A 25,159-nucleotide genomic window follows, 5' to 3' on the forward strand; every position below is an offset into this window, starting at 1 on the left:
AAGTAAGACCCAGATGCAACAACGACATATTCACCGCTTGCTTGTCGTGGCCGAAGAACTCCATTTCGCCCGTGCACCGCTCCTTCCCGGCAGGCCCGCAATAGCGTAAGGGTCGCTGCCAATGGCTTTGAAAGTGAATTGCGTTGCCCCGTCAGACGGCATCACGCCGACACGCTTCTCGGCCCTCGTGATGCCTTACCGCCAGGGGCGCGATGTCGCCCGGCATCGCATTCAAGCTCATCGAATTCACAGAACAAGTTTTGGTGCCGCCTCCACGGCGTCGACAAAGCTGAACGAAACCTGAAGTAGTCGGCATGCCGAATCATTGGATGGAATCACCTCACGTTCCGACAAAAATGCTCCGGCGTGTCAGTATCGAGATTTAGCTTGCATGTGCCCACATACAACCTCAAAGTGCGTTATCCGGGGGCTCGACGTGTGCTTGGCATCGCATAACCGCCGTCAGCTATTGGCCTCACCAACGAGCACAAAGGCCGACAAGCGGCGGGTAATCCCGTGTGAGCGAATGACCGTTGGACTTTTAGAACGGCCGTTGATGACGTAGTGACTCGATGATGGCAACGGGTCTACTCCTGACCATTCCGACCCTACTGACTATTCAGGAAGCGCAGGAAGCGGATGAGCAGATCTGTCGCCCGGTAGCGATCTGATTTGCCGGGGGCGGAGACATCTTCGCGAGAGCTTGGTCCTGTATCGTAGGTCTATGTGGTCACCCATTTTCGGGCCGCTATCCGTTCGACGTCCCCAACACCTCTTCAATGGCTTTCACCGGGCAACGTTGAAGCTAAGACCCGAGCGATGCAGTACCTTCGATGTCGTCATGACCGATAAGACACCTCTTCATTTCAGGCTGATGAGCGGAAATTGGCACAACCCGTACAAAATCCATTCAAGCTCAGGATGACGACACGTAAGAATTACTGTGCATTGTCGATGACAGAGGGGGAATCGAGTTTATGCTCCATGCGCCTCAGGTCGAATAAATCGCTCTCATTGCCCGTCTGATCCTGGCGTACTGGTGGAGGGACGGGTACGGTATCGTCCTTCTCAGTCCAGTTATCTGTTCGATAATTAATTGATTTATCTTGCATATATCCGTAGCGGTCCAGCGAGATAGTCTTCAATGCGGATGCATCTTTTATTATTACTGGCCGAATGAATATCAACAGATTAGTTTTCACCCTATTTTTAGTCTCGTTCCTGAACAAGGAGCCTAGTAATGGGATCTTCGAAATCCATGGCACTCTGCTGTTTCCATTCGTGTATGAATCGCTTATCAGTCCGCCAAGCACGACGATCTGTCCGTCGTCAGCTAATATCGTTGACTGCAGCGAGCGTTTGTCGATGGAATATCCGCCTGCCTGATCGGCAGTTCCATTTTCGACGCTTGAATCCTCTTGGTAGAGCTGTAGCTTGATGGTGCCGCCCTGATTGATCTGCGGCCTCACATTTAACATAATTCCCACATCTTTTCGATCGTAGGTATTGAACGCAGATACCGACGAAGAGCTGGTAGTGTTGGTTGAATATGTGCCAGACTCAAGTGGGATGTTAGTTCCCACAAGTATTCGAGCCTCTTGGTTGTCGAGCGTAACCAAACTGGGCGTTGACAAAATGTTCACGTCAGAGTTTGTCTGTAAGGCTTGAAACAGACCTTTCGTGCCAAGGATATTGCCAAAACCAGCAATTACGCCGACGTTAGTAGTGGATGCGGCGATGTTCGCCAAACCAGCAGGGGTCAACCACTCAATACCGAATTGACCGGTCTTATTGGAAGACACTTCCATGATCAGCGATTCGATGTAGACCTGAACCTTGCGCTGATCCAACCGCGATATCACCACACTAAGATTTTGGAATACGGGTTCGGAAGCGGTGATGATTAAGGAGTTGGTTGAGACGTCGGCCACGACTTCACCGCTTCCTCTATCACTGTCCCCGGTACCGGTACCGGACGCGGTACCACTGCCACCGAAGGGAGTATTACCGGAAGCCGACGAGGCTGCCGTCGCACTTGATGCTCCGCTACCATCACTGGGAAGAGGTGGCAGCGTCCCGTCACTTTTTGATAGCCCCGATGAATTTTGCCCATTTCCGCTGCTTTGCGTGCTACTTGCCTTCGAGTCACCGGCGTTTGTCTGGCCCAATATACTGCGAAGGGTTTTCGCCAAATCCGTAGCATCGGCGTTCCGCAAAGTGACGATATGGATGTTGCCCGGCGTCCGGGTCGGCGTGTCGAGCTTGACTACCAGTGTTTCTGCTTCGCTCAAACGAGTGGGGCCGCTCGAGCGAAGCACAATCGAATTGGTTCGGGTGTCCGCCGCGACCGCTACTTTCTGGGTTGGGTCGGAATTGCCAATAGTACTCAAATCTAAAAGTTTTTGAGCTTGTTGGGCGATAGTGGCCGCATCTGCGAAATTGAGTTGAACAACGTCGATATTGGCAACTGACGCGGCGTCGATTCCAGAGATAATTGACGCGATCCGCTGAATATTGTCAGCGTAATCAGTGACAATGATCGTGTTATTGCTCGGATATGCGGCGATTGTGTTATTGGGTGAGATCAAAGGGCGAAGAACGGGCAGTAGATTGTTTGCGGATTCTCTGTGCAGATGAAACACTTGCGTGACAATTTGATCACCTTTTGCAGTCGGAGAGTTTCCAATATACGTCGAGACGCCCTGAAGCTTTGCGTCAGCTTCTGGTACAATCTTTAGAATACCGTGATCTTGCAATAGCGAAAAACCCTGCATGCGCAACGCAGATTCCAGCGTTTTCAATGCCGTATCATCGGACACAGGGTTTTCCGATATGAGATTAAGTTTACCCTTTACTCTTGGGTCAACAACGATCGTTTTCCCTGTCGCGGCTCCAATTGAGCGGGCCACCTGCTCAATATCAGCATTTACAAAGTTCATTGTGACGGCGGCGGCTATTGGTTGGGAATAATTCAACGACGACGCACCCAAAAATAAAAAAAGCGTCTTAAAAATAATTCGCTGTTTCATGGAAAATTTGAATGGTGCACCATTCTGTTTCAAGTCGCCCAAATCGCTTTAGAGGAATTTCAGGTGACGTTAAGTTAAGCTTGGGGAGAAAAATGGCGTCGTTGCGTAAATCGGGCGTGAAGACACAGCTTCTCCTGTGACCGAAATTCATGCAATTCAAATTGACCGAGGACGTGCAAGCGGTGCCATGCGGTTCAGGACGCCGACGCGGATCGCCATAGTGATAATTATAATAACACGATCTTTCGAACCGTCATTTAGTAACCGCGGAAATAAGCATTATCATTTATCTTAACTACTTACACTGCGTTACATTAATGGATGATTATAAGCGGTTGCCCCGTGCCTCTAATTGGAAGTCTACGGGCATCGCCGAGATACGCGAGTCCAATGGTTTTTGATTCGTATTTTCATATTATGAAAACAGATTTATTTTCTTTTGAGAACAGCCCATCGGATCCGACTCGCACCTGACCATGCGACGCGAGGGCGTCGGAGCACTCGACGTTTTGAAAAAACCGCAGTCAGTTGTGTGACCCGGCCTGGTGTTTCTTTTCAACGAGAACGAGACGCTCGAGAGACCGCGCGCGAGCATCTCGGTAGCGAGCACCTCACGACAAGTTCTTGCAGGTGTGCTTTTAGCTACGGATCTGTGGCCAAGTCCGGCGGGAACTTGCACCCCGCAGATAGCACGCACTCACGGGCGTACACGAAACCGCTCGCGCGGTAGGGGGCTCTGGGCAGGCGCTGACGGTTGGTGAGAGTCCGCGACGCGGTTCCGTGTGTTGGCGAATCATGACCTGTGGGCAATTGCAAGGGTGTGCTGACGGATACGTCGCTGCCGCTAGATGGACCGGCTCTCTCCTCACGCCGCGGCAAAGTCGAGATGGTAGCCATCTGGCGGCTGCCTCTGGAGGGCCGCTAGCGTGGAGCGCAGCACCCCTAAGGTGTCTCCCCTCCAACAGTCGAAGAGCCTCACTCACTGCGGAAAGCTGAGGATCACAACGAAGCCACCATCGGCAGCATTGCGGCACTCGATCTCTCCGTCATTCTGACACGCGAGCCGCTTGACCACGGCAAGCCCGAGCCCATGATGCAATTGCTCGGCGCGTTGGTTGTTCGCTCGAACAAACGGCTGCATCACGCTCTCGATCTGGTCGTCAGGCACACCCTCACCATGATCCCGGACCGTCAACCGGTAGTGCTCCCCATTCTTACGAGTCGAAATTTCCACTGGCACTTCGCCGTGACTCATTGCATTCTCGAACAGATTCGAGACGATCCGGTCGAGATCGACTGAAGGTAACCGGAATGCTTCGCCGGCCGACAGGTCAAGCATAACCAGTCCTTCATCGACAAGCGATCCGCCATAGTTTTTGCGGCAGTGCTCATCGACGCCTTCGGTTGGCGCCGGCTCGACGTTCGTCGAAGACGGTGCGACCGAGGACCTCATCGCGTGCTCAAGGAACTGGGCGAGGATGGCCGACAGCGATTCCGCGTCACGAGAAAAACCGGTACGGCGCTCTTCATCGTTCATCAGCGCAACCCGCAACCGCATCCGCGTGATCGGCGCCTTCAGGTCATGTGCGATACCCGCCAGCAGCAGGGCCCTTTCCTGCTCGGCCAGAGACAGGCTATGCATCATCCGGTTGAAATCGGCGATGAGAGATCTGATTTCCACAGGGCCGCCTTCTTCTACAGGCACGGTCGGCCGCCCGGACCGGAATTGCCTCGCAGCGCCGGAAAGCCGACGCAATGGCCGTTGAAACTGCCAGGCGACCACCAGCGCTAGCATCAACGCCAGCACAAGGGTAACCGCCGATTGCCCGAAAAAGTGAAAAGAAGGTACCAGGATATCCGACAAACGCAACCAGAATGACGCATTGCCGTACCTCACCCATACAGCACCGTTCGTGTCAGAAACAACACGGCTGCCGGCAGGTAGTCGCGCGAGCAGGTCACGGTCAAACGGGGTGTTTGTATGATCGCAAGGTGCCGGGCAACCCGCCTCGATGATTTTTTCTGCCCCGATGTAGCGTACGCCAAGGGCCTTCGCGACACCTGCAGCGTCCGCGCCATCGATTTCTTTCATACGCAATGCTGCCATCACATCCCGCCGGGCGTGTTCGGTATCAATTATGTTGCGCTCGTGGTTGACAGCAACATACGCGGTCACATGCACGAGAACAATCAGACCAGTCGTCAACAGTGCGAGACGGCCGAACAGCGTGTCAAAGGGGTTTCTCATACGGATTCACTCTCAAGAGAGGGACCCATCGATGCGGTATTGGTCCCTGCCGCCGACCGCCAATACGCAGGCCCCGCCGTAACAGACAAGGGTGGGCTTGCATCGCTTCCAATGCAGGCTCACTTGCGCGCAGCTTACCGGATCTTGTCAAAGTTACACAGAACTGGAGTCTTGAAGTTCATGTGAAATCAGGTGTTGAGGGATCGGCAGCATGATCTGGCGGCTAGCGGTTGCTGAGCGTGAGAGCGGTGGCTCAACGGGCTGCCGTCCTTAAACGGGATACTTGCGGGACTGTGCGACGTCGTGAACGCGCTGCCTCGCGACGCCCCTCAGAGCTGGAATTGGGCCACGGAATTGACCAACTGCGCTGCCTGCTGCTTGAGGCTCTCGGCCGCCGCGGCGCTCTCCTCGACCAGCGCGGCATTCTGCTGCGTCGTCCGATCCATCTGGCCTACAGCCTTCCCCACCAGCTCGACGCCGGCGCTCTGCTCCGCACTGGCTCTGCTGATCTCGCCCACGATGATCGTCACGCGCTGGATGGCACCGACGATGTGGGTCATCGTCGTGCCCGCCTCGTCGACGAGCGCGGTACCGTGATCGACCCGCTCGACGCTGTTGGAGATCAGCGCGTGGATCTCACTGGCGGCCTGCGCGCTGCGCTGGGCGAGGCTGCGGACTTCGGTAGCGACAACCGCAAAGCCCCGACCCTGCTCGCCCGCGCGGGCCGCTTCGACTGCCGCGTTAAGCGCGAGGATGTTGGTCTGGGCCGCGATGCCATCGATGATGCCGATGATGTCGGCAATCTTGCGCGAACCCTCATTGATGCCCTTCATCGTCTCGACGACCTGACCCACCACGTTTGCACCCTGCAATGCGATCGAAGAGGCGCCGGTGGCCAGCTCGCTAGCTTCCCGGGCATTTTCGGCATTCTGCCTGACTGTGGCGCTGAGCTGTTCCATGGATGCGGCGGTTTCCTGCAGCGCGCTCGCCTGCTCCTCTGTTCGTTGGCTAAGGTCGGCGTTGCCGTACGCGATCTGCGCCGAGCCGGTCGCGATAGAATCGCTGCTGTTGCGTACCTGCCCAACGATGGCGACGAGCGAGACGGTCATCGCCTTCATGGCTGCCATCAGACTGTCCATGTCGCCCGGCTGCACGCGCAGCTCGACATTGAGATTGCCCATCGCTATCTGGCGCGCCGCCTCGCGTGCGTCGTCGGGCTCACCGCCGAGCTTGCGCGTAATCGCGCGCGAAAACATGACCGCGCCAGCAATGCCGGCCAGAAGGGTGAGCACCATGGCACCGACGCTCGCAAGGACCGCGCGTTTTTGCTTTTCTTTTGCTTGGGCGATGGCAGCGGTAGTCTGCTCGACGATCTTGCTGCTGGGTTCGCGCAGCAGAATCACCGGCTCCCGGTCGATGCCATCCATGGCTAAGTCCCCGACGGCAATATCGAATCCCGAGGCCTTGAACTGCTCGAGCGCCTTGCGGTACGACTGCCCCATCTCCTTGTGGAGAATGTTGAATCGCTCGATCTTCGAGCGGGCCTCGCCGGGCGGCAACTCGACCGCGAGCTTCTCGGTGGCGGCCTGCGAAGCCTGCTCGTACTTCTCGAAGGCGCCCCAGTATTTGTCGAGTTGCTCGGGGTTCTTGCCGCGCAGCAGGATGTCTTTCCCGTTCTGCACCTGGTTTTTGAAAGCGACCAACGCATCGGCGACCTGGCGTGCCTGCGTACCATCCACTTCGAAGAGCCGCTCGTACGTGCCCGCGGCATTGTTCATCTGGAAAACTCCGAAGAGTCCTGCCGCGGATGCAACCAGCAACGCGATGCCCAACGCCAGCGGGAGTTGATGGACCAGCTTCATGTACCACCCTATGAAGTAGAGCTGGCGCTCGACGCACCAGCGAAAACGACGAAGCGCGCCACCGAGTCAGTGACGATATCGGTACCGCGTCTGGTCTCCATAAAATTTTCATTGACGAAAAATTCCTGAAAATCGCAATTCAATCTCGAAGCGATTGCCGGGCCCGAAGCGACGACTCGATATTGCGGCTTACCAAAGTAGTATCCCTGAACAAGCTGGATTGAAGCTTGACCTTCAAGACAGGTCAGCTCCTACCCGGTCTTCACACCCTCTGCCACGACCTAGATCTTAGGTACCCTGATTGCCTCCAGGAAGCTCTGGCCGTGCGACCGTTCTCCTGCGATCTAATCGGATGATCTCGCGATGGCTGCAACGTCAGCATCAGAATCTGCGCGCCATTTCGGTTACCACGCCGCGGGCGTCGGCGCCCGACGCTAACGCAATACCCGATTATTCGACTGCGTTGAGCGTGAATTGCACTCGATCCCGCTTCTGGATAATCCCGGCAGACATGCGCAAAGTCGTCGCCTCATACGCCTCGTACGTTCTGAACCGCGTTGGCACCCGGGATAACACAACGATCCCGGCGCAATGGCTGGCCCCACGTTCCGCTACCGACGCTTCGCAAATCACCTCGTGGTGATCTACGAACGGTTCGCAGCCGAACTGTGGTTCGCTGCTCCTTCATCGTAATGGACTTGCACCACCCACTCCTTGCCGGTCTCCCGGCGCACTCAGAATTTGTGCACGATCCCAAGGTTAATGCCGCGCGTGTCGGCACCGGGCACGACCGCGATACCCGAATATGCGGTGCCGTTTAGGGTGTACCCCGCCCGATTCCGGTTTTGGATAAATCCGAGCGCAGCGTATACCTCCGTCGCCTTGGAAAGGAAGTATTCGTCGATCAAGCCCAATTCCTGTGCGTTGTTCCCCGCACCCGTTCGGTCATGCACATAACCATACATCAGTGAGAGTTGATCAGCAGGACTGAGCAAGTATGAATCCGATACTTGATAGACGTCTCGCTTGGAGTCTTTCAAAGTATTCGTCTGAAGTTCCGTGTGATATGCCAGCCAAAACCGGTTGGGCCCTGTCGCAATAGACGCCCCTGCATTGAAAAGCTTCAGTATTGAGGTCCCGGTTGCATTGGCCGCCTGCTCATAGCCGGCCGCCCCGCTGAAGGGCCCCTTTACATATTGAACTACGGCGTTATAGAACAGCAGCCCGTTGGTCGGTTTAGTCGTCGAATCGCGCATTGCGACCATAAACTTAGCGCTCAAGCCGTCGAACGTGGGTGTGAAATAGGAAATCGCGTTACTCTCCCGAATGGTCAAGCTGTTGAAGTTATTCATGGGAGACGCGATACTCTTTACCGCCGTTGGGTCCATTGCGGCTTGGAGGACGTCATATTGGGGTGAATTCTGCAAACCAAAACGCACCTCGCCAAAACCTCCAGACATCCCAACCCATGCCTGACGGTTAAAGGCCTCAGCCGGATTGGTTGCCGCGCCAGTCATGCCAGAGAAGGCTTGTTCCAGCTGAAAATTGATCTTAAGGCCGCCACCAATATCCTCAGATCCTTTGAAGCCATACCTAGTTGAATATAGTCCACCTGGTACCGCGCGGTATGCCGCCCCCGCAGCGGTGCTCTGGTATGCCAAACCGTTGTCAATGACGCCGTACAGTGTGACTGACGACTGAGCACTTGCAGTATTAAAAACACAGGCGGATGCAGCACCGGATAAAAATATCACCAGCTTATTTTTCATTTTGTCTCCAAATTATTGTGTAGTTATTTATATTTTTTGTTACGACATTCGGTTGCCAATTCCATAAATATCATTCGACATCACGCACCATCCAGCGGAACGTGCCAAATTGCGGCAGCACCGTGGTGAACACGGCAACCGCGTTCTCAATGGGAATGGAGCCGTTACCGTTGGACGACGCGCACGGTTGCTCAGCAAGTGCGCTCATGTGCGGGACCTTTCTGGACAATAACCTCTCCTGTGGCTTAGTCGTCACCGACCACTGGGCAAGGGCTCCAGTGCCGGGCGAATCGTCCAGACGGAATAACGATATTGGAGAACGGATCACGCGTCCCTAGATAAAAATTAGATTCAATGGCACTTTTTGTTACCAGTGGGCGAGCGCATGCGCCGCAGCCTTATGAGCGGCAGCACCTGCGCGGAACGAAATCCGATTCACTTCGACTGGTCCTACTGGTCCGCTGCGTGATGCGAAGCGGACTGTCGATTGCTCGTCTGGGCGCGCACCGCGCCACGTGGTGCTGTCATCGAAGTCACGCTCGCCGACGGGCGCAAAGTCGATCACTTCACCCGGATTCACCCTAGCACCAGGAGAATCCCCTCAGCGCCGAAGCTGCTGGCGCGAAAACTCGAAACCTGATGTCACCGCCGCCAATTTGCTGCAAGCGTGGCGACCGTTGTCGAAGCCGGCGATCGTGTAGGGTGATCGTGACAAGTACCGCTGGCCGCTACACGCTGCGGGCATCCCGGCCCCGATCGCCCGTCGAGGCGAGTCGCACTGCAAAGGCCTTGGCAAAATCCGATGGGTCATTGAACGCAAGTCGCCTGGCTGCATAACTTCAGACGCCTGCGCATTCGATTCGAACGCCTCGCCTTCACGAGGCGTTCACGAAGATCGCTGCCTGAATAATCTGCTCGCGTCAACTTCGATCTTCATTTTGTTAGTGATTCTAACTAAGTTATACAGATCTATCCGATCATGGACTAGTTCCTTATTTCACGAAGACAACACTGACAGGAGCAGGTACGTCAACCGATTGCCCTGTGTCCGACACCATGCCCGACACAGGGTCGATTCTGAACACATTCACTTTACCGCTGCTTTGATTTTCGACCAGCATCCATTTTCCCGACGCATCGATTGCAAATCCCCAGGGTCTCTGACCGCCCGAGGACGTGCGCTGAACCAGAGAAAGCTCCCCCGAGTCAGGGCTAACGCGATAGACCACCAGCGCATTTTCTCCGCGGTTTCCGACATAGACAAAACGCCCGTCATGGCTGACCGCAATCTCGGCTCCGCTCTTGGCACCCTGAAATTCCGGGCTGGTCGTCGGCAACGATTGCACTAGTGTCAAATGCCCTTGCGATGCACCCCAGCGTAAAACCATGATCTCCGCAGTTAGTTCAGTTAGCAAATAAACGAACTGACCGTTTAAACCGAAAGCGAGGTGACGCGGACCACTGCCCGGCGGGGCAATGAAGGACCGCGGATTGGCCTCGTCATCCGGCGACAACGCATGAGTCGCCCGGTCAAAGCCATAAACGAAAACACGATCGGCACCCAGATCGGCAACAAGTGCGTATCGACCTGATGGATCGACCGCGACGCTGTGAGCATGCGCGCTCGCCTGCCGACGGTTTGGTCCGGAACCGGTCTCCTTGATCGTGGACACGAGTGAGCCCATGCTTGCTTCGCGGTTGATAACAATGCTCGATACAGACCCACTGCTGTAATTGGCACCGAGCAAGGTCATCGAGGGTACGTCTAACCACAAATACGTGGTTCCGTTGCCTCCTGTGGCGACCGCGTTCACTTTGGTAAGCGCACCGTTCCCTCGATCCACCGCGTAGGCAGTGACACTTCCTTCTTCTGTGTTTTGATCATCGACCGAATAAAGTATTGGTAGCTGAGGATGCGCAACTAGCCATGTGGATCTCAGCCCCTCCTCAACCGGGCCGATCATAGTGAGCTTACCGGTGTAGGCGTCGAAGCGCAGCGCGTGAATGCGGCGCTCCTGCGTGCCCACGTAGACGAGTTCCGTTTGTGCATTTTTCGGTAGCGTGGCTGCTCGACCCTGCTCGCTGTATGCTCCTGCTGACAACGTCAGCATGGCAAGTGCCGCCATAACGACGACTCGCGTCACCATACTTCTCCGGAGGGACTGCGTCATAGCCTCTTAACTTAGAAGTCAAATGATGTGAGGGTATTGCCGCTGCCCGCCGCCTCTTTATTCATAGACCGCAAGCGGACAATCAGCCGTTATTCCATTCGCTGGTTCACCCAGCGCAATGTCGGTAAGGACGATCAGCGGGTTTCCGCGCCACTGCAGCAACGATCAAGTTTCCAGGCAACTCGACAGAGACTCGCCACCGGAAGTATCGCCTGTGCGGAAAAGGATATTCGATGCCCGATCGCTCGTCCTTGCACAAAATTGCGATTCACCGGCATTTTTCTCCATCGGTGAAAGACCGCAGAAAGCTTGACCGAATGTTGTGATTCGTCGAATTCGCATCTTTGCTCGGTCAGCCATCTATCCCACACGTCGCCCCGAGATAGGGCGCGACCCCTCAGTGCCTTTCGTCCCGGAAGCGCCGAGATGTTGCAGAAATTGGCGAGCAGGGTAACTGCGCAATCGGACGTGGCGCGAAATGTGTCATGCTACCAAGTTCGGCTTCCTCCGTTTCTTGGAAGCCAAGCCTGGTGATCATTGAGTCAATGCTGATCCAAGCCTAGAATGATGACGACCGTCGATCAATCGACCGGGCCGTCCTTCTCACCAACCACGTGACGGGAACGACCGGCTGTCGTCTAATCGATGAGATATGGTTCAAGCGAGACCAGCGCGAGAAATCTTTCTACGTAAGACCGGAATTTCACCGACCGGTCTTCACCAAATCGATCCCGTTGATCCTCGCCAAGGAGACAATATGAAAGACAGTGCGATGACAAAATATCAACACCACTCAAATAACAAAACGACGCTGACAACGGTTCCAAAGGTCCGGTTGTATGTCGAGCGTCCTGAAGAGAAAGAAAAGTGGTTTGTGAATATCGGGCATGTCACTGAGCGGGGTCGCTGGCGAACCGAGCCTCACGCGCATCCAGAGTATGGCCAGGTGATATTCGTTCGTAACGGACGCGGCGTGATGAACCTTGAGGGTTCCAGTGTGCCATTCGAGGGCCCTTGTGTCTTGCTGCTACCGACTGAATGCGTTCATGGACTCGACTACGCGGTCGATGTGGACCGATGGGTCGTGACGATCGAGGTGGCCTACCTGACGCAAGTCAACAGCAAACTCCACGAATTCATCCAACTGTGGGCGTTACCTCGGATGATTCCACTCTCTTCGGCGACCGCGGCAGCAACGGAGTTTTTCAGCTTGATCAAAAGGCTCCAACTGGAGCTTGAGTCCAAGGCGGTCGGCCATGTTGTAGGAACGGAAGCACTGCTTACTTCACTGCTGCTCATACTGGTTCGCGGAACCTGTCTGGACCGGATTGACAACGAAGGCGCAACACGCAACGAGATCCGCCTAGCGGACCGGTTTCGTGAGTTGATCGATCAGCATTACCGGCAGAACTTGCCGCTACAGGACTATGCGTCAGCGATGGCGGTGTCTTTGGTGCAACTGCGTGCGGCCTGCGCCTCTGCAACAGGGCAAAGCCCCACCAAGATGATTCACGCACGCATCATCACCGAAGCCAAACGGAACCTCATTTTCGGGGATATGTCCGTGGAACAGATCGCCTTTGGGCTTGGCTTCTCGGATGCCGCTTACTTCACGCGTTTCTTCCGGAAAGAAGTCGGTCAAGCGCCAAGCCAGTTTCGGGTCACTGCTCGAGACCAGCCGCATCGTACGAAATAAACAGCGATGACGGGGGCGTCTTCGTTTTGTCCGGATAACCGGCGAAGATGCCTTTTCACACAATCGTTTTCTTAAGCGCCGCTCCATTTCGGTCAGGAGATGAGTTTCGCGAATCGGCTCTCTCGGGCCGATCCTCCTGCAGTTGCTCACGCTCACTCTCGTTCTCATCGTCTCCAGGCACACTTTCAATTGGACCGGCAACGCCGACGGCCACGCGCGCATGAACGCGCGCTACCGGCTCAGGCGGGCGCACCGCGCATACCGCACAGCCCGCTTCGGTGGAGACCTGCCGCAGGCGTCGCGCCCGTGTTTGCTCAGTGAGTTGAGTTCTACCTGGACCTCATTGGCTTTCAAGGTTGCTACGGAACGTGGCCGTCATCCCAACACGTCGTATTAGTTTTCAATCGCTGCGGGGGATCCGTCTACAACCGCCCATGACTGCGCCCTTCCGCCATCCGACAAAAAATGCCAGCGAATCTAATTTTTGTGTAAAGGCAGACGGCCTGGCATCAAATACCATTCCTCACCATCGCGGCAGAATGTCCTGGAATGTCCTGTGTTGGATTGCCCAGCGAGTTGTCGACGGTGCGGCCGTATCGAGAGTCGGAAAACGACCACGCCTTCCCTATATCAACATAGATCCTGTTTGGACGGAGACATGAAAAACATCGTCAACCAGCCGCACGGCGCCAAGTCTGACATTACCCGGGTTTTTTGTTGCAGGGGGTACGGCGGCCGGTTTTGACGACTTTACCCCGAGTATCTGGCTCCCTGTTCGTCCTCGACAAATTTGAACGGAAGCGGGGCTGATAAAGAAATCTATATGGATGGAGACATGAAAAAAATATCAGTAGCTTTGCGCAAACTGCTTCTCAGCGCGGCCATGTTCTGCTGTTTGAGCGAGTTCAGTTACGCGGAGGAGTACACGGCACCAAACGATTCCACCACGCCCCAAACCCAGCGGACCCAGACGAACGGCGCCACCCGCCTCACTGCTCCGGATTTGAAATCGGGAGAGGAAATTGGCGCGCCGCCTGTATCGTGGAACGATACTTATATCGGCTACCGCTATCGCAGGGATTTCCACTACCCGGGTGTTCCCGACAAAGTTGCCCAGAACATTGGTTATCTCACCACGATTGGTGGTTTCAAATTCGGTAGCTACGCGTTCAACGTGGATTACCTCGTATCGAACTCCGCAAACCCGGAGGCAGGCGGTCCGTCCTCGGGCGGGGCGCAGGAGGTGTATAGCGTCGGTCGAGTCGAGTTGAGTGCCGGAAAGATTCTTGGACGACCGGTGGGCATCGGCATCATTCGGGATGTCGGCTTGACCGGCGGCTACGAATTCGGCACCAAGAACGACGCATACGGAGAGCGTGCACGGATGATCGTTTTCGGGCCGACCATCGAGTTTGCGTTGCCGCGAGGGTTTCTGAACCTGACCGCGGGTCTTCGAACCGAGAGCAACCATAACGGTATTACCGGCGTGGATGTGCATTTCAATACTGCGTGGCACCTCGAGAGCTCGTGGCTCTTTCCGTTTCGGGTGGGACCGTTGCCGCTGGTGTTTCGTGGGTTTGCGAGCATGACCGGACCGAAAGGAAAGGATGGTTTCGGAGTTCAGACAACGACAGAATTTCTCACCCGCGTTTCCCTGCTAGCCGATCTTGGTTCGTTCGCCGGTCACCCGCGTGCTGTTTATGCGGGCGTCGGTTACGAGTACTGGCATCACATGTACGGCACGCCGACTAGCGAAACGGTCGGTACTATAACCTCAGCGCCCATGCTGATAGCCGAGATTCATTTCTAATCAGCAGTCCTCGTGAATGCAATCATTGGCGACCCTTCAAGGGGGTTGCCAATGATCGTTTGAGGGAATCCATTCATGTCGTTTTCCTCCATTTTTTTGCTTCTAAAGTTACATCATCGGCAACGTCCGGCTTGCCTCTGACGCGTTCTTAAATTCCGTAGGTAGTTTGTTGAACCGAGCGCTCCTGCCTCGATCAACAACCACAGCACATACTGTCGAGAGATACCAGACATTCGGGATAAGGAAGTCCGTGAAATGGCCTGACTCGATCTGTTTCATGCTGTGGTGCATTGCCGCGGCAGCCACAGGCATGGTCACGACGCTTTCGGCCCTGATCATCATGCGCCTGCTCATCGGCGTGGCCGAAGCCATTGTGGTCCCTGCCACCTATCGCTACCTCGCCAACAATTTTGAGGAAACTCAGAAAGGCACAGCCCTCGGTATTTTTTCGATTGGCGGCAAGATGGGGCCCGCGCTCGGCGCGCCAATTGCTGCCTGGATGATCGTCACATATTCCTGGAAGGTGATGTTCCTGGCGACGGGACTTGTCGGACTGTTCTGGCTGGTGCCATGGCTGCTGATGGTCAGAAACGATTATCCGTCCAGGGAGGAACTCGCGGCGGGGATACACCGGGCCTCCTCAGTGCCGCTCAGAAATCTCCTGGCGAGCCCGGTCGTCTGGGGCGGGCTGATCAATAATTTTTGCTACAGCTATTTCGCTTTCTATTGCATGACCTGGATGCCGGCCTATCTGGTCGAGCAACAGGGCCTTTCTCTTGAGAAGTCCGGGCTTTACACCTTCTTCAGCTTTGTTGGAATTGCGATCGTCGCGGCGATTGCGGGATGGTCCGCGGACCGGATTATCGCCCGCGGAAACGATGCCGTTGTGGTGCGCAAGTGGTTTATCGTCGCCGGCTTAATTGGGGGAACCACCGTTCTGTTTGGCGCCTATGCCCCGTCGCTTGAGATGGCTTTGTTCTGGAACGTGCTCTCGCTCTCGCTGCTTGGCCTTGTCACCGCGAACAACCTGGCTCTATGCAAACTGACCTTGATCCCCAAGCAGGCGATCGGATTGAACACAGGATTGCAGCATGTTGCCACCAGTCTCGCGGGCGGTATATCGGCCAGCCTTTCAGGCTGGTTGCTCCACCTTGGGGGCACCTACGAGTTGCCGATGATGGCGATCTTCGCCTTCCTTCTGATCGGCGCCACCAGCACTGTGGTTCTGCTCAAGCGCAAATGGGCACCGAAAATCAACGACATTGCTCACGGACCACCGCAGACAGAAACGCAGACTTCTGCTTAGACGCATGGTGTGGCGTTGTTGAATAAAGAAGAACCCAATCAAAGCACTCCGATACTCGCCCTTTTTAGGTTTTCGCCGACACCGTCATTCCCGGATTGATCATCCGGTTCAGTGCGGACGCACCGGAGCACGCCTCAGTTTTCTGCTGCGATAGCCTTCGCGCCTTCCTGGCGTTGCCGACAATGCGTTGCAGCGCTGCGTCACAATTCCGGCATGGTTGTGCAGGTTGTAGCGGGTGACGCACTGCCAGTTTTCATGAAGTGGGTGGGTGGGCGAGCTTGGTCGCCGAGGCGTTCGTCGCACGCTGCAATCGCGACCGGCGATCTGCAGTCCAGTGCGTGACTTGAGCATCCTCTATGACCCGACGCTCGCGTTTTCTCTGTAGTCAAAGTAGTCCTCACCGGTTGAGGTGCCGAGCACCACTTTGTTCCCTCCCGCGAGCGTTATTGCTGCGGCCGTCAAACGACGCTTCCGCTCATTGAGCGCATACACTTCGTTCACCATTCCATAATGCAAACGCGCCGCGCTTTCACACAGCGCCCTTGTTACACCAATACAATAACCAGATTATGGATTGGGAATGTACAGCGGCATCGCTTCTTCCCACAGGGTATCCGTGATCGGATGCTGATCGCTCCCGTCAGCATTCATCACCCAGTTCTGGCCGTCAGGTTGAAAGCTGTTGTCGTACAGCGCGAGTTCATCCCTGAAGCCATAGACGCCTGAACTGTATGCGATGCGGCCATCCCAGGTCCAGACGGCATGACCCTGGTTCGCCCCAGGGGTCGTCAAACGGGTCAGGCCCGTGCCATCCGGCTTGATCGTGTACACGTCATAGTGGAATTTGTTCGGATCGCTCGGGTTGACTTCCTTGCGGGTGAACACAATTTTGCTGCCATCTGGCGACCAGTCCGGCAGGTTGTCCGCTTCAGTGGTCAACACGGTCGTGGTGCGTGTATCAAGATCCAGAATACGCAGACCTTGGACCTTCGGACTCCACACCCGGTAGACGATTTTCTTACCGTCGGACGAGTAGCTGGGGAAGCCCGCATTCATAGAACCATCGGTCAGGACTTCCGGGTGGCCGTTCATGGTGCCGTCCGCCTTGATACGCACGATCCGGCCCGGACCTGCACCGCGCGTAAAGAACCAGTCACCCACACCAAAGGCCACCCACTCGCGATCCGGCGACCACGTAGGCTGGAATGCACCGGCCAGGCCTTGCTTGATCATGACTGGGTCCAAGTCACTGGTAGCCGGATCGTAAATGCGTGTATAGCCGGACAAATCGGGATTGGTGACCGCAATGGAGGAATTGATCGCCTTTTCCGTGTACACCAGTTTCTTGCGATCCAATGACAACTGCGGGAAGACATCAATATATTTGTAGTCCCATGCAGGGTCGAAGCTAAATAGCGGCGTTCCATTCGCATGCGCTGGTCGCATCGTTATTTTTTCGTAAACCATCTTCGCGCCGTCCGACGAATAGCGAGGCGAGCGAATACCTGTATTGCTAGTCGAGCGGAAAGTGCCGGTGGTGGTATAGATACCTTCTGTGTCACCTCCCTTGACGTGATAGGCGACGTTGGTCTCGCTCATGTATTGCGGGAACACCTTGAAGCCAGGAGTCGATGTCAATGCCGTTCTCTCAAGGCTGGACACATCCACAGACACCAGTTGCGAGCTGACCTTGTTGATCCCCTCCGGACGATGTGCGCCCCAGGTCGACTCCACGGGTGTTTCATAAAAAACCACGCGCTTGCCGTCCGGTGACCAGGACGGTGAACCTTCGTCATAGCCGGGATTGCTGGCAAGTTTCTTCCAGCCGGAGCCATTCGGCTTGATGATATAGATGCTGCTTTCCTGCGTGCGTTCCCAGCCAACCGGCAGATTGTGGCCGCGCCAATCAGAGCCCGTGTCGGAAGAAAGTGCGAGCCACTTGCCGTCTGGAGACCAGGAAGGTCTGAAATAACCATGGGGTTTGGCGGGATCGAATTTCAGCGAGCCCGTGACGTTTTTCAGCGCGCCGGTCGAGATGTTCAGTGTCCAGATATTTGTTGTACCGAAGTCCTTCGTGCCCCGGCGTGATGAGACAAATGCGATCGTGTCAGGGTCGGTCGGCGAAAAAACGGCGGCATCCGAGACCCCAATGTGATCAGTGAGCCGCTGCAGGCCCGTCCCATCCACTTTGACACGATAGATATTCGACTGGCCCAGACCGTCACGTTCCGATGAGAATACGATCCACTGCCCATCTTTCGAGAAGGACGCGTGATAGTCAAAACCATCAGTCGATATTAGCCGGTGCTCATCGGTGCCGTCTGCATTGGATACATACAACTCGGATGTTACTGGGCCGACGCGATCGAGCAACAAGGTGCCTTTCGTCGCCGCACCTGCTCCAGTTGGAATCAACATCCAGGCGCCCCCGATGGCTATGCAAGCCAGGAGCTTCTTCAAAGAGGTAGTCAAATACACAGCGAGATGTCTCCGTTATTTATGCGTAGGTGAGCGATGTGAACCCGCTCGTCCGCTCCATCCTTCCTTACCGTTCCTTCCTGCGAATCATCATTCAGCCCAGATTGCCCGTGATGTCATCGAACAGTTCGTCGACGCTCAGACGATGCGGAATGATCTTCTGGTCAAGCGCCCAGTCGATCGCCAATTGAAGCCCTTTGCGGTTCTCCTCCAGCCCGATCGGCGGAAAGATAGCGGGCACTCCGCTTTCAGTGAGCGCACGGCTTTCTACGATCATCCGGTACAACTCGCGAACGATGTCTGGGCGCTGCTTCGAAATGTCCTCGTGCACTACGAACATGTGGTTAATCGGCACCACACCCTCGCGCGCAAACCAGTCTTTGGCAGCGGCTTGCGCATCGGGAACAAGCGTGCGCACACGCGGGTCCTTCGGCATGTCTTCACCGAGCAAGGCTGCACTCAGCTCACCCTCAAGCATCATCTGCGGAATCGAGGAACCCGCGGGCAAGCGCACGCAGTTATTCGGGTCGCGATACTCAGCGAGATGTCCATCACCGAGCGTCATCCAGCTCACCTTGTCGAGATCGACACCGTATTCGTGGCGCAGGATGCCCCGAATCCAGAGCGCTGTCGTCTGGGTATAGGTGCGAACGCCGACCTTCTTGCCCTCTATATCCTTGGGTTTCAGCTCGCCGAAGTCAATGTTGAAGCCGGCGCAATGATGCTGGAAGCGTCCCGAGATTGGCGTCGGCAACAAGACATAGGGCTTACCATAAGCCTTGGCCTGCAAGAATGTGACGATCGCCAGCTCGCCCGCGTCGAACTTGTTTTCGCGAACCATCGCCTTGAAGCCGTTATGCGCCGGCGTCGGTCCGCAGTAATCGAACTTGACGAGGTCCGAGCTCAGCCGTCCGTCCTTCATCGCCTTCGTTACCGGGTAATCAGCCAGATTGGTGCGCAGGGTTGGCACCCCGGTCAGTGTCGTTGTCATTGATGTCTCTCCTTACGCATGAAGCCTGGATAGAATTACAGCCGCACCTCGATGAGACACGGTCCCGGCTCGTTGACTGAGTTGGCCATGGCCTTGTGGAAAGCCTCGGCTGTATCCACAGCAACGGCTGGAACACCCATGCTTTTCGCCGTGGCGAGCCAGTCGATACGCGGGCGGTCGATATCGATCATGGCCAGCGCACGCGGCCCTGGCGCACCGGCGCCCATGTTGGCGTACTCGGCCTTGAGGATGGCGTAGCTGTTGTTGGCAAAGATGATCGTCGTGATGTTCAGGCTCTCGCGTGCTTGCGTCCACAGCGACTGGATGGTGTACATGGCGCTGCCGTCACCGACCATGCAGAACACCCGCCGCTCAGGGCAAGCGAGCGCAGCGCCGGTGGCAACCGGTGTGCCATAGCCGATCGAGCCGCCCATGTTGTTGATGAGGTCATGCGGCGCAGCACCAACGGTCAGGCCCATCGTCTCGCGGCCTGTGGTCAGCGATTCATCAACGAGGATGCAGTTTTCGGGCAAAGCGGCGGCCAGCGCCTGGGCAATCGTGGCAGGACTCAATGCGCCGGTCGGCGGCGGAGCGTCCGAGCGCGGCTGGAGCACGGCCGCCGAGTTCGTCGCACCAAGCACCTCAACCAGCATCTCAAGGCCGGCGGCACCATCCTCGCCAATTTCGACCAGCGAATGGACACTGGTACCGGACGACTTGAGCAAGCTCGGTTTGTCAGGATAGCTGAAGAATGCGATTGGCTCGGTCGTCTCCACCGTGATGATGTGTTTGAAGCCTTTCAAATATTCGACGGCCGGTCCCACTGCATAGGGAATACGTTCGAGCGTGACCCGCCCTGCCCCGCGTTCGATCCGGGCACTGAAGAATTGCGTCGCGATGCGACAGCCTGTCGCCGCCTTGAGTTTGCCCGCCAGCTCGAGCGCGCGACCGCGCGTCGAGCGACCGGCCAGGATCATGAGCGTTGGTTCGCTCGAACGCAGCACCTGCGCGATGTGCTCGATGCGCGCCGCGTCTGGTGTGTTTGCACTGGCAACCGAGCGCGGCAGCACGACTTGCGCGCCCGCGTCTTGCCACGAGGTGTCACCTGGCAGGATGAGCGTCGCAATTTGCCCCGGATGTTCGCTTGCCTTGCTCACCGCGGTTGCAACGTCCCAGGCCACCGCCCCCGGCGATTCAACGCGGCGTACCCAGTGACTCAGTGGCCGCGCGAGGCCCTCGATGTCGGACATCAGCGGTGGATCGTATCTCAGGTGCGACGCCGAATGCTCGCCCACTATGTTGACCATGCCCGACGATGCCCGTTTGGCATTGTGAATGTTGGCGAGCCCATTCGCGAGTCCCGGCCCAAGGTGCAGCAGCGTGGATGCCGGCATGTCTTTCATCCGGTAATACCCGTCCGCCGCGCCTGTACAGACCCCCTCAAAAAGACAAAGGACGCTGCGCATGCTCGGGTTCTCGAGCGCCTTCAGAAAGTGCATCTCCGAGGTACCCGGGTTCGCGAAACATATTTCGACACCCTGATCGGTGAGCGTCTGGACTAGGCTTTCGGCTCCGTTCATTCAATACCCCGCAATCTCGCGCGCCGTGCCTACAACGCCATAGCTGCGCTGCGGCGCCGACATCAGGAAGCGGTATCCCTCTTCAAGCAACCGCTGATGATTTTTCGCAGTGGTATGCGGGTTGCCGACCACCACCTTGTGCTTGTGGCAAATCTCGACGATCTGGCGCATGGCATCAAGCGCGACCGGGTGCTCATACTCGCGCGGATAGCCCAGTTGCTGACTCAGATCGCCCTCGCCAATCAGGATGAAACCGATGCCAGGCACGTTCGACAGAATGTCATCGAGGTTTTCAATCGCCTCGGTGCTCTCGCACATCAGCCCGACCAGAATTTCCCCGTGCGGCGCTAGCGGCCAGACATCCGCTTTTTTGTAGTAATCTGCCATGCTCAAGCCCCAGTAGCGAGCGGCGGTTGCTGGGCCGTCACCACGTACGCCCTTGGGCTCATACAGCGGTGCATTCTTGGGCCGGGCATAGCGGCAGGACGCTACGGCGTTATAGGCCTGCTCGACCGTCGCTACGTGCGGCCATACCACGCCATAGGCGCCGCGATCGAGCACTTGCTTCGCAAAGGCCTGGTTCATTTCGACGCCGTTCGCGGGAATACGGGCAATCGGTGTGACGCGCGGCGCAACCGAGCCGGACTCGGCAATCTGCTTTCGGTTAAGCATGTACTGCAACGCATCGCCCAATGCCGATACGTCGTAGGGGTTGTGCTCCATCTCGAAAACGATGCCGTCATACGGCGCATCGCTCATCTCGATGGCGGTCTGCTTATCCAGCTTTGCGAATGCAGTGAATGCAGCCTTATTGGATTCGAAAGCGCGAATGATGCTGTTAAGGCGGGTATCGCTCATCGTCTTCTCTCTCGTTAATTGAGTGCGCGGGTGGGTGCATACTGGGTTGCATGAAGCCAGATCAGTCGGCCGCTTTCCAGTACATGAAACCCATGCCTTCACCGGTCCCCGCAGGTGTGCGCCAGCAGGGGACGTAGTCCACCAGCGTCATCTCGGCATCCGTTTCCTGCACCGCCTTCATCACGCTGACGTAGAGTTTGATTTCAGAGGTGCCGGACTGGTATGAGCGGTCATCCACCGCGGCCAGACCGTCATAGTCGTAGTCAGCCAGCATTTTCATGATGCTGTGATCGAACTCCTCGTCGTTGACGAAGTGGGACAAGCCGCCGGAGGCGAAGATACCCACACGCACGTCTTCAGGCCACGCATTGATGGCATCACGCAGGACCCGTCCGAATTCAATGCAACGTGACATCGACGGCTGTGTCGGCGGATAGAAGCAATTCATGATGATCGGCACGTGCGGCGGCGGATTGTCGTTCATGATCTGGTGATACACGAAGCTATACGCGTGCGGCGCGACTGGATAGTCAGGCAGTGGCTTCATCCACACGTTGTCGGGCCACGCAAAGAGGTCCGTCAGGTCGAAACCCTCTTGCTGGAAGCTGTTGATGAGATAGGCAGCCAGCTTGGGATGACACTTGTGCGTGACGTGATGGTCGGGCGCATAGACTTGCCGCTGTGGCGGGCCGTTGTGCACTTCCTCGCCGCTATAGATGGCGATCGAGGGCGAGAAATCAGTGAAGATCTCCTTCTGGTCCTTGCCCAGAATGATCGCGACATCGATGTTCGCGTCGCGGTAGGCGGCGGCCATCTTATCAAGCGCGGTACGGCAGCGCGCGGCGCGCGCAGTGCGCTCTTCGAGCGTCAGGAATTTCTCGAAGGCTGCTTCGCGGTGCGCTTCCAGCTCGGGATAGGTCCAGGTCCGATTGCGGTACCACAGCTCCGGATTGTTACGGTCCCGCTCACCGTTTTTCAGCCAGTCCTCCGGTGCCTGCCCAAGCATGCCGCTGTGCGGCACCGCCATCCCGAATACGATCTTCGCCATGTAGGATCTCTCAGTGAATTAATGTGTTCAACAAGGCCCGCTATTGCGGCCATGCCGTGATTTCTAAGCTTGCCGCAGCGAGCCACGCGCTTCGGTCACCTTCGGCGCCCATTCGGGACGGAACAGAGTTGCCGTGGCCGTTGCACCGATCAGCAGGAAGACCAGGATCACCATCATCGACAAGTCGTAGCTTCCGCTGACGTGAAGAAGCCAGCCCGACAGGCTTGCTGCCACACCGCCCGCGAGGCTGGTGGCAACCTGCTGCACGCCGGTGACCAATCCGATCGCTTGCTTGGGGATCAAGGTCAGGCGCGACAGGACAAGGTTGTTCGCAGTGGTCAGGCCGAGCAGCGAGAGCGAGAGCACATTCCAGAACAGGGCCATGTCGAGCGAATGCGCATAGGCGCCGAGCAGGACGGTGCATCCGCCCACAAAGCCCGCGATGGTGAATGCCTTGCGCACCAGTACAGCGTTGTTTCCCCTTGCGATGATCCGGTCCGCTGCCCATCCCGCGACGGCCGCGACGATCGCGATGCCGGCGAAGCTGAAGAAGGTGTACAGCCCAGACCTCGAAATCGAGAGACCGCGTTGCTCGACCAGATAGGCGGGCATCCAGGTCATGCAATAGAACGTGAAATAGCCGTAGCAAAAGTTGGTGACCATTCCGCCCCACACGACCGGGCTGGACAAGATGCTGCCGAGGCTGACCGTGCGGGCGCTTCGATTCGCCGCGGTGAGCTCCGTCCTCGATGGAAGGTCATTGCGGACTAGCAGCAACCACGGCACCAGCCAGATCAGCCCAATCAGGCCCGTCGCCACGAACATCACCTGCCAGGAATAATTGACGATGAACCAGGCCCCGACCGGTGCACCGAGGGCGGGACCGAACTTGTTGCCCATCGCGAGAATGCCAACAGCCAGGCCATTCTGGCTTTCACCGAAGTTGTTGCGAATCCAGCGATAGCTTGCAGGAATTACGATAGCTTCGGTCATGCCGATGATCAGGCGCAGGACGACCAGGCTCGCGAGCACCGTCATCGCCCCCATCAACGCGGTAGCGATGCACCACGCCGCGAAGCTGACCGCGTAGGGCCATTTGACGCCATAGCGATCGGCCACCCAGCCCATCGGCACTTGAAACAGTCCATACGACCAGAAGAAAGCCGAGTTGATCCAGCCGCGATCAACGCTCGTGAGCGCAAAGTGTTTAACGAAACTTGCGTCCGCCAGCGTGGAAGAAATGCTGGTGCGATCGACAAACGAAATTAACACACCGATCGCAAGGAGCGCGAGAATGCCCCATCGGCTCACGGGCCCTGTTCGTCCTGACTTGCTTGTCTCCATCTGCTTTCTTCTTGGTTTGCACTGGTTCTGTTTCTCGGCCACCCAGGGCGTCGTTGGCGCCATGTGCGGACTGCACGGATGCATCGGAACTTAGGCTACGGCTGGATAAAGTTGCTGTGCCGTCTTGCCAAATATCCACGCGCGGTCTTCATCGCTCAGGCATTGCAGACTCGCCCGAGCGGTCGCGAGGATTTCCGGAAGCGTTCCCGGCGACGTCGGAAAATTCGATCCCCAGGCCATCCGTTTCGAGCTGAACGCCTCGACCACGCGTGGGAAAAATGTTTCGGCGCTTGCCTTTTCCTTCTTTACATCGCCGAAGATACGCGGCGTGAGCTTCAGGTAGATGTTCTCGAGCGGCGCCAGGTCGAAAAGGCTTTGCGCCGCAGCATAAGGCGCGCCATCGGCAACCTCGGGGCGCCCCAGGTGGTCCAGGATGATCGGCACGTAGGGGAAAAGACGGGCAAGCTTCGTTACCTGCGGCAGGCCGACGGGTCCGGTCTGGATGCACATCGGCAAGCCAAGCTCCGCGCACAGTTCCCACGCCGGGAATGAACGTGGATCATCGAGCTCGCTCGGATCGAACTCCTTCGTGCTACCCCCGGTGAACAAGCGCAAACCGGCAAGGCCGAGCTTGACCCATTCGCGGATGCGCGCCGGCGCATCCGGCTGCAACACGTCGACGGAACCGACGGCCGCAAGGCGCCCCGGATACTTCGTACAACTGTCGACTACATAACTGTTGTCGAAACCGTAAGTGGTCGATGAATGGACCACGGCGGCCTTAGTAACGCCGGCTTTGTCCATCGCCGCAATCAGCGTCTCGACGGTGGTCGGACGCTCCTTCGACCAATCCGAGCGCTTTCCGAACAACGGGGCCGGCGGATAGCGGCTCTCATCGTCAGAAATGATGTGCGGATGGATATCAACAATTGATGAAGCCATAAGTGTCTCAGTCCTTATTCGGTAGCG

Annotated in this window: 16 protein-coding genes and 1 pseudogene; 4 read left to right on the plus strand and 13 right to left on the minus strand. The window is 56.7% G+C overall.

Annotated elements, in window-relative coordinates:
• Positions 1 to 938: 938 nt before the first annotated feature.
• The 5 genes from EOS_RS40035 to EOS_RS47335 all read right to left on the minus strand — a co-directional run bounded on the left by EOS_RS40035 (position 939) and on the right by EOS_RS47335 (position 9,137).
• Positions 939 to 3,029 (minus strand): secretin N-terminal domain-containing protein, encoded by a 2,091-nt coding sequence (locus tag EOS_RS40035; RefSeq protein ID WP_047897764.1) that lies wholly within the window; start codon positions 3,027 to 3,029, stop codon positions 939 to 941.
• A gap of 979 nt (positions 3,030 to 4,008) precedes the next feature.
• A complete protein-coding gene (locus EOS_RS40040) occupies positions 4,009 to 5,211 on the minus strand; it encodes an ATP-binding protein (protein ID WP_235443112.1) in 1,203 nt (400 codons plus the stop codon).
• 395 nt (positions 5,212 to 5,606) lie between these two features.
• On the minus strand, positions 5,607 to 7,139 hold the full coding sequence (locus tag EOS_RS49085; RefSeq protein WP_047897766.1) for a methyl-accepting chemotaxis protein: 1,533 nt from the start codon (positions 7,137 to 7,139) through the stop codon (positions 5,607 to 5,609).
• A 734-nt stretch (positions 7,140 to 7,873) separates the two neighbouring features.
• Complete coding sequence (locus EOS_RS40050) at positions 7,874 to 8,908, minus strand: porin (protein ID WP_047897767.1); 1,035 nt, start codon at positions 8,906 to 8,908, stop codon at positions 7,874 to 7,876.
• Between the two features lie 70 nt (positions 8,909 to 8,978).
• Positions 8,979 to 9,137, minus strand: a complete 159-nt coding sequence (locus EOS_RS47335) for a hypothetical protein (protein WP_160312576.1) — start codon at positions 9,135 to 9,137, stop codon at positions 8,979 to 8,981.
• A gap of 475 nt (positions 9,138 to 9,612) precedes the next feature.
• Here EOS_RS47335 and EOS_RS47830 point away from each other — a divergent pair.
• Positions 9,613 to 9,814 (plus strand): annotated as a pseudogene (locus EOS_RS47830) (transposase); the annotation flags it as partial.
• 86 nt (positions 9,815 to 9,900) lie between these two features.
• Here the strand turns inward: EOS_RS47830 and EOS_RS40060 are convergent.
• Positions 9,901 to 11,055: a lactonase family protein gene (locus EOS_RS40060; protein WP_063779138.1), complete on the minus strand. Its 1,155-nt coding sequence runs from the start codon at positions 11,053 to 11,055 to the stop codon at positions 9,901 to 9,903.
• Between the two features lie 781 nt (positions 11,056 to 11,836).
• Here EOS_RS40060 and EOS_RS40065 point away from each other — a divergent pair.
• From EOS_RS40065 to EOS_RS40075, 3 genes are all read left to right on the plus strand, one after another.
• Entirely contained in the window at positions 11,837 to 12,775 is a 939-nt protein-coding gene (locus tag EOS_RS40065; protein WP_082163705.1) for a helix-turn-helix domain-containing protein, read from the plus strand.
• A gap of 835 nt (positions 12,776 to 13,610) precedes the next feature.
• Positions 13,611 to 14,585, plus strand: a complete 975-nt coding sequence (locus EOS_RS40070; protein WP_053064219.1) for a hypothetical protein — start codon at positions 13,611 to 13,613, stop codon at positions 14,583 to 14,585.
• A gap of 250 nt (positions 14,586 to 14,835) precedes the next feature.
• Complete coding sequence (locus tag EOS_RS40075; protein ID WP_235443113.1) at positions 14,836 to 15,891, plus strand: MFS transporter; 1,056 nt, start codon at positions 14,836 to 14,838, stop codon at positions 15,889 to 15,891.
• 567 nt (positions 15,892 to 16,458) lie between these two features.
• Here the strand turns inward: EOS_RS40075 and EOS_RS40080 are convergent.
• The 7 genes from EOS_RS40080 to EOS_RS40110 form a co-directional block, all read right to left on the minus strand.
• Positions 16,459 to 18,309 (minus strand): PD40 domain-containing protein, encoded by a 1,851-nt coding sequence (locus EOS_RS40080; protein WP_047897771.1) that lies wholly within the window; start codon positions 18,307 to 18,309, stop codon positions 16,459 to 16,461.
• Between the two features lie 154 nt (positions 18,310 to 18,463).
• A complete protein-coding gene (locus tag EOS_RS40085) occupies positions 18,464 to 19,360 on the minus strand; it encodes a substrate-binding domain-containing protein (RefSeq protein ID WP_047897772.1) in 897 nt (298 codons plus the stop codon).
• A gap of 35 nt (positions 19,361 to 19,395) precedes the next feature.
• Entirely contained in the window at positions 19,396 to 20,940 is a 1,545-nt protein-coding gene (locus tag EOS_RS40090) for an acetolactate synthase large subunit (protein WP_047897773.1), read from the minus strand.
• Positions 20,941 to 21,798, minus strand: a complete 858-nt coding sequence (locus EOS_RS40095) for an HpcH/HpaI aldolase family protein (protein ID WP_047897774.1) — start codon at positions 21,796 to 21,798, stop codon at positions 20,941 to 20,943.
• Positions 21,799 to 21,859: 61 nt separating this feature from the next.
• Positions 21,860 to 22,846 carry a DODA-type extradiol aromatic ring-opening family dioxygenase gene (locus EOS_RS40100; RefSeq protein WP_047897775.1) on the minus strand — a complete coding sequence of 329 codons (987 nt, stop codon included), beginning with the start codon at positions 22,844 to 22,846 and terminating at the stop codon, positions 21,860 to 21,862.
• A 63-nt stretch (positions 22,847 to 22,909) separates the two neighbouring features.
• Positions 22,910 to 24,190, minus strand: coding sequence for an MFS transporter (locus EOS_RS40105; RefSeq protein WP_047897776.1), 1,281 nt, complete (start codon positions 24,188 to 24,190; stop codon positions 22,910 to 22,912).
• A 90-nt stretch (positions 24,191 to 24,280) separates the two neighbouring features.
• Positions 24,281 to 25,132: an amidohydrolase family protein gene (locus tag EOS_RS40110; RefSeq protein WP_047897777.1), complete on the minus strand. Its 852-nt coding sequence runs from the start codon at positions 25,130 to 25,132 to the stop codon at positions 24,281 to 24,283.
• Positions 25,133 to 25,159: the final 27 nt, after the last annotated feature.

The sequence above is a fragment of the Caballeronia mineralivorans PML1(12) genome (assembly GCF_001028175.1).
Taxonomy (GTDB): domain Bacteria; phylum Pseudomonadota; class Gammaproteobacteria; order Burkholderiales; family Burkholderiaceae; genus Caballeronia; species Caballeronia mineralivorans.

Coding starts and splice junctions, on each gene's coding strand:
- EOS_RS40065 (WP_082163705.1), top strand. CDS start 11,837: ATGAAAGACAGTGCGATGACAAAATATCAACACCACTCAAATAACAAA.
- EOS_RS40110 (WP_047897777.1), bottom strand. CDS start 25,132: ATGGCTTCATCAATTGTTGATATCCATCCGCACATCATTTCTGACGAT.
- EOS_RS40100 (WP_047897775.1), bottom strand. CDS start 22,846: ATGGCGAAGATCGTATTCGGGATGGCGGTGCCGCACAGCGGCATGCTT.
- EOS_RS40090 (WP_047897773.1), bottom strand. CDS start 20,940: ATGAACGGAGCCGAAAGCCTAGTCCAGACGCTCACCGATCAGGGTGTC.
- EOS_RS40095 (WP_047897774.1), bottom strand. CDS start 21,798: ATGAGCGATACCCGCCTTAACAGCATCATTCGCGCTTTCGAATCCAAT.
- EOS_RS40035 (WP_047897764.1), bottom strand. CDS start 3,029: ATGAAACAGCGAATTATTTTTAAGACGCTTTTTTTATTTTTGGGTGCG.
- EOS_RS40105 (WP_047897776.1), bottom strand. CDS start 24,190: ATGGAGACAAGCAAGTCAGGACGAACAGGGCCCGTGAGCCGATGGGGC.
- EOS_RS40070 (WP_053064219.1), top strand. CDS start 13,611: ATGAAAAAAATATCAGTAGCTTTGCGCAAACTGCTTCTCAGCGCGGCC.
- EOS_RS40085 (WP_047897772.1), bottom strand. CDS start 19,360: ATGACAACGACACTGACCGGGGTGCCAACCCTGCGCACCAATCTGGCT.
- EOS_RS40060 (WP_063779138.1), bottom strand. CDS start 11,055: ATGGTGACGCGAGTCGTCGTTATGGCGGCACTTGCCATGCTGACGTTG.
- EOS_RS49085 (WP_047897766.1), bottom strand. CDS start 7,139: ATGAAGCTGGTCCATCAACTCCCGCTGGCGTTGGGCATCGCGTTGCTG.
- EOS_RS40080 (WP_047897771.1), bottom strand. CDS start 18,309: ATGTTGATTCCAACTGGAGCAGGTGCGGCGACGAAAGGCACCTTGTTG.
- EOS_RS40050 (WP_047897767.1), bottom strand. CDS start 8,908: ATGAAAAATAAGCTGGTGATATTTTTATCCGGTGCTGCATCCGCCTGT.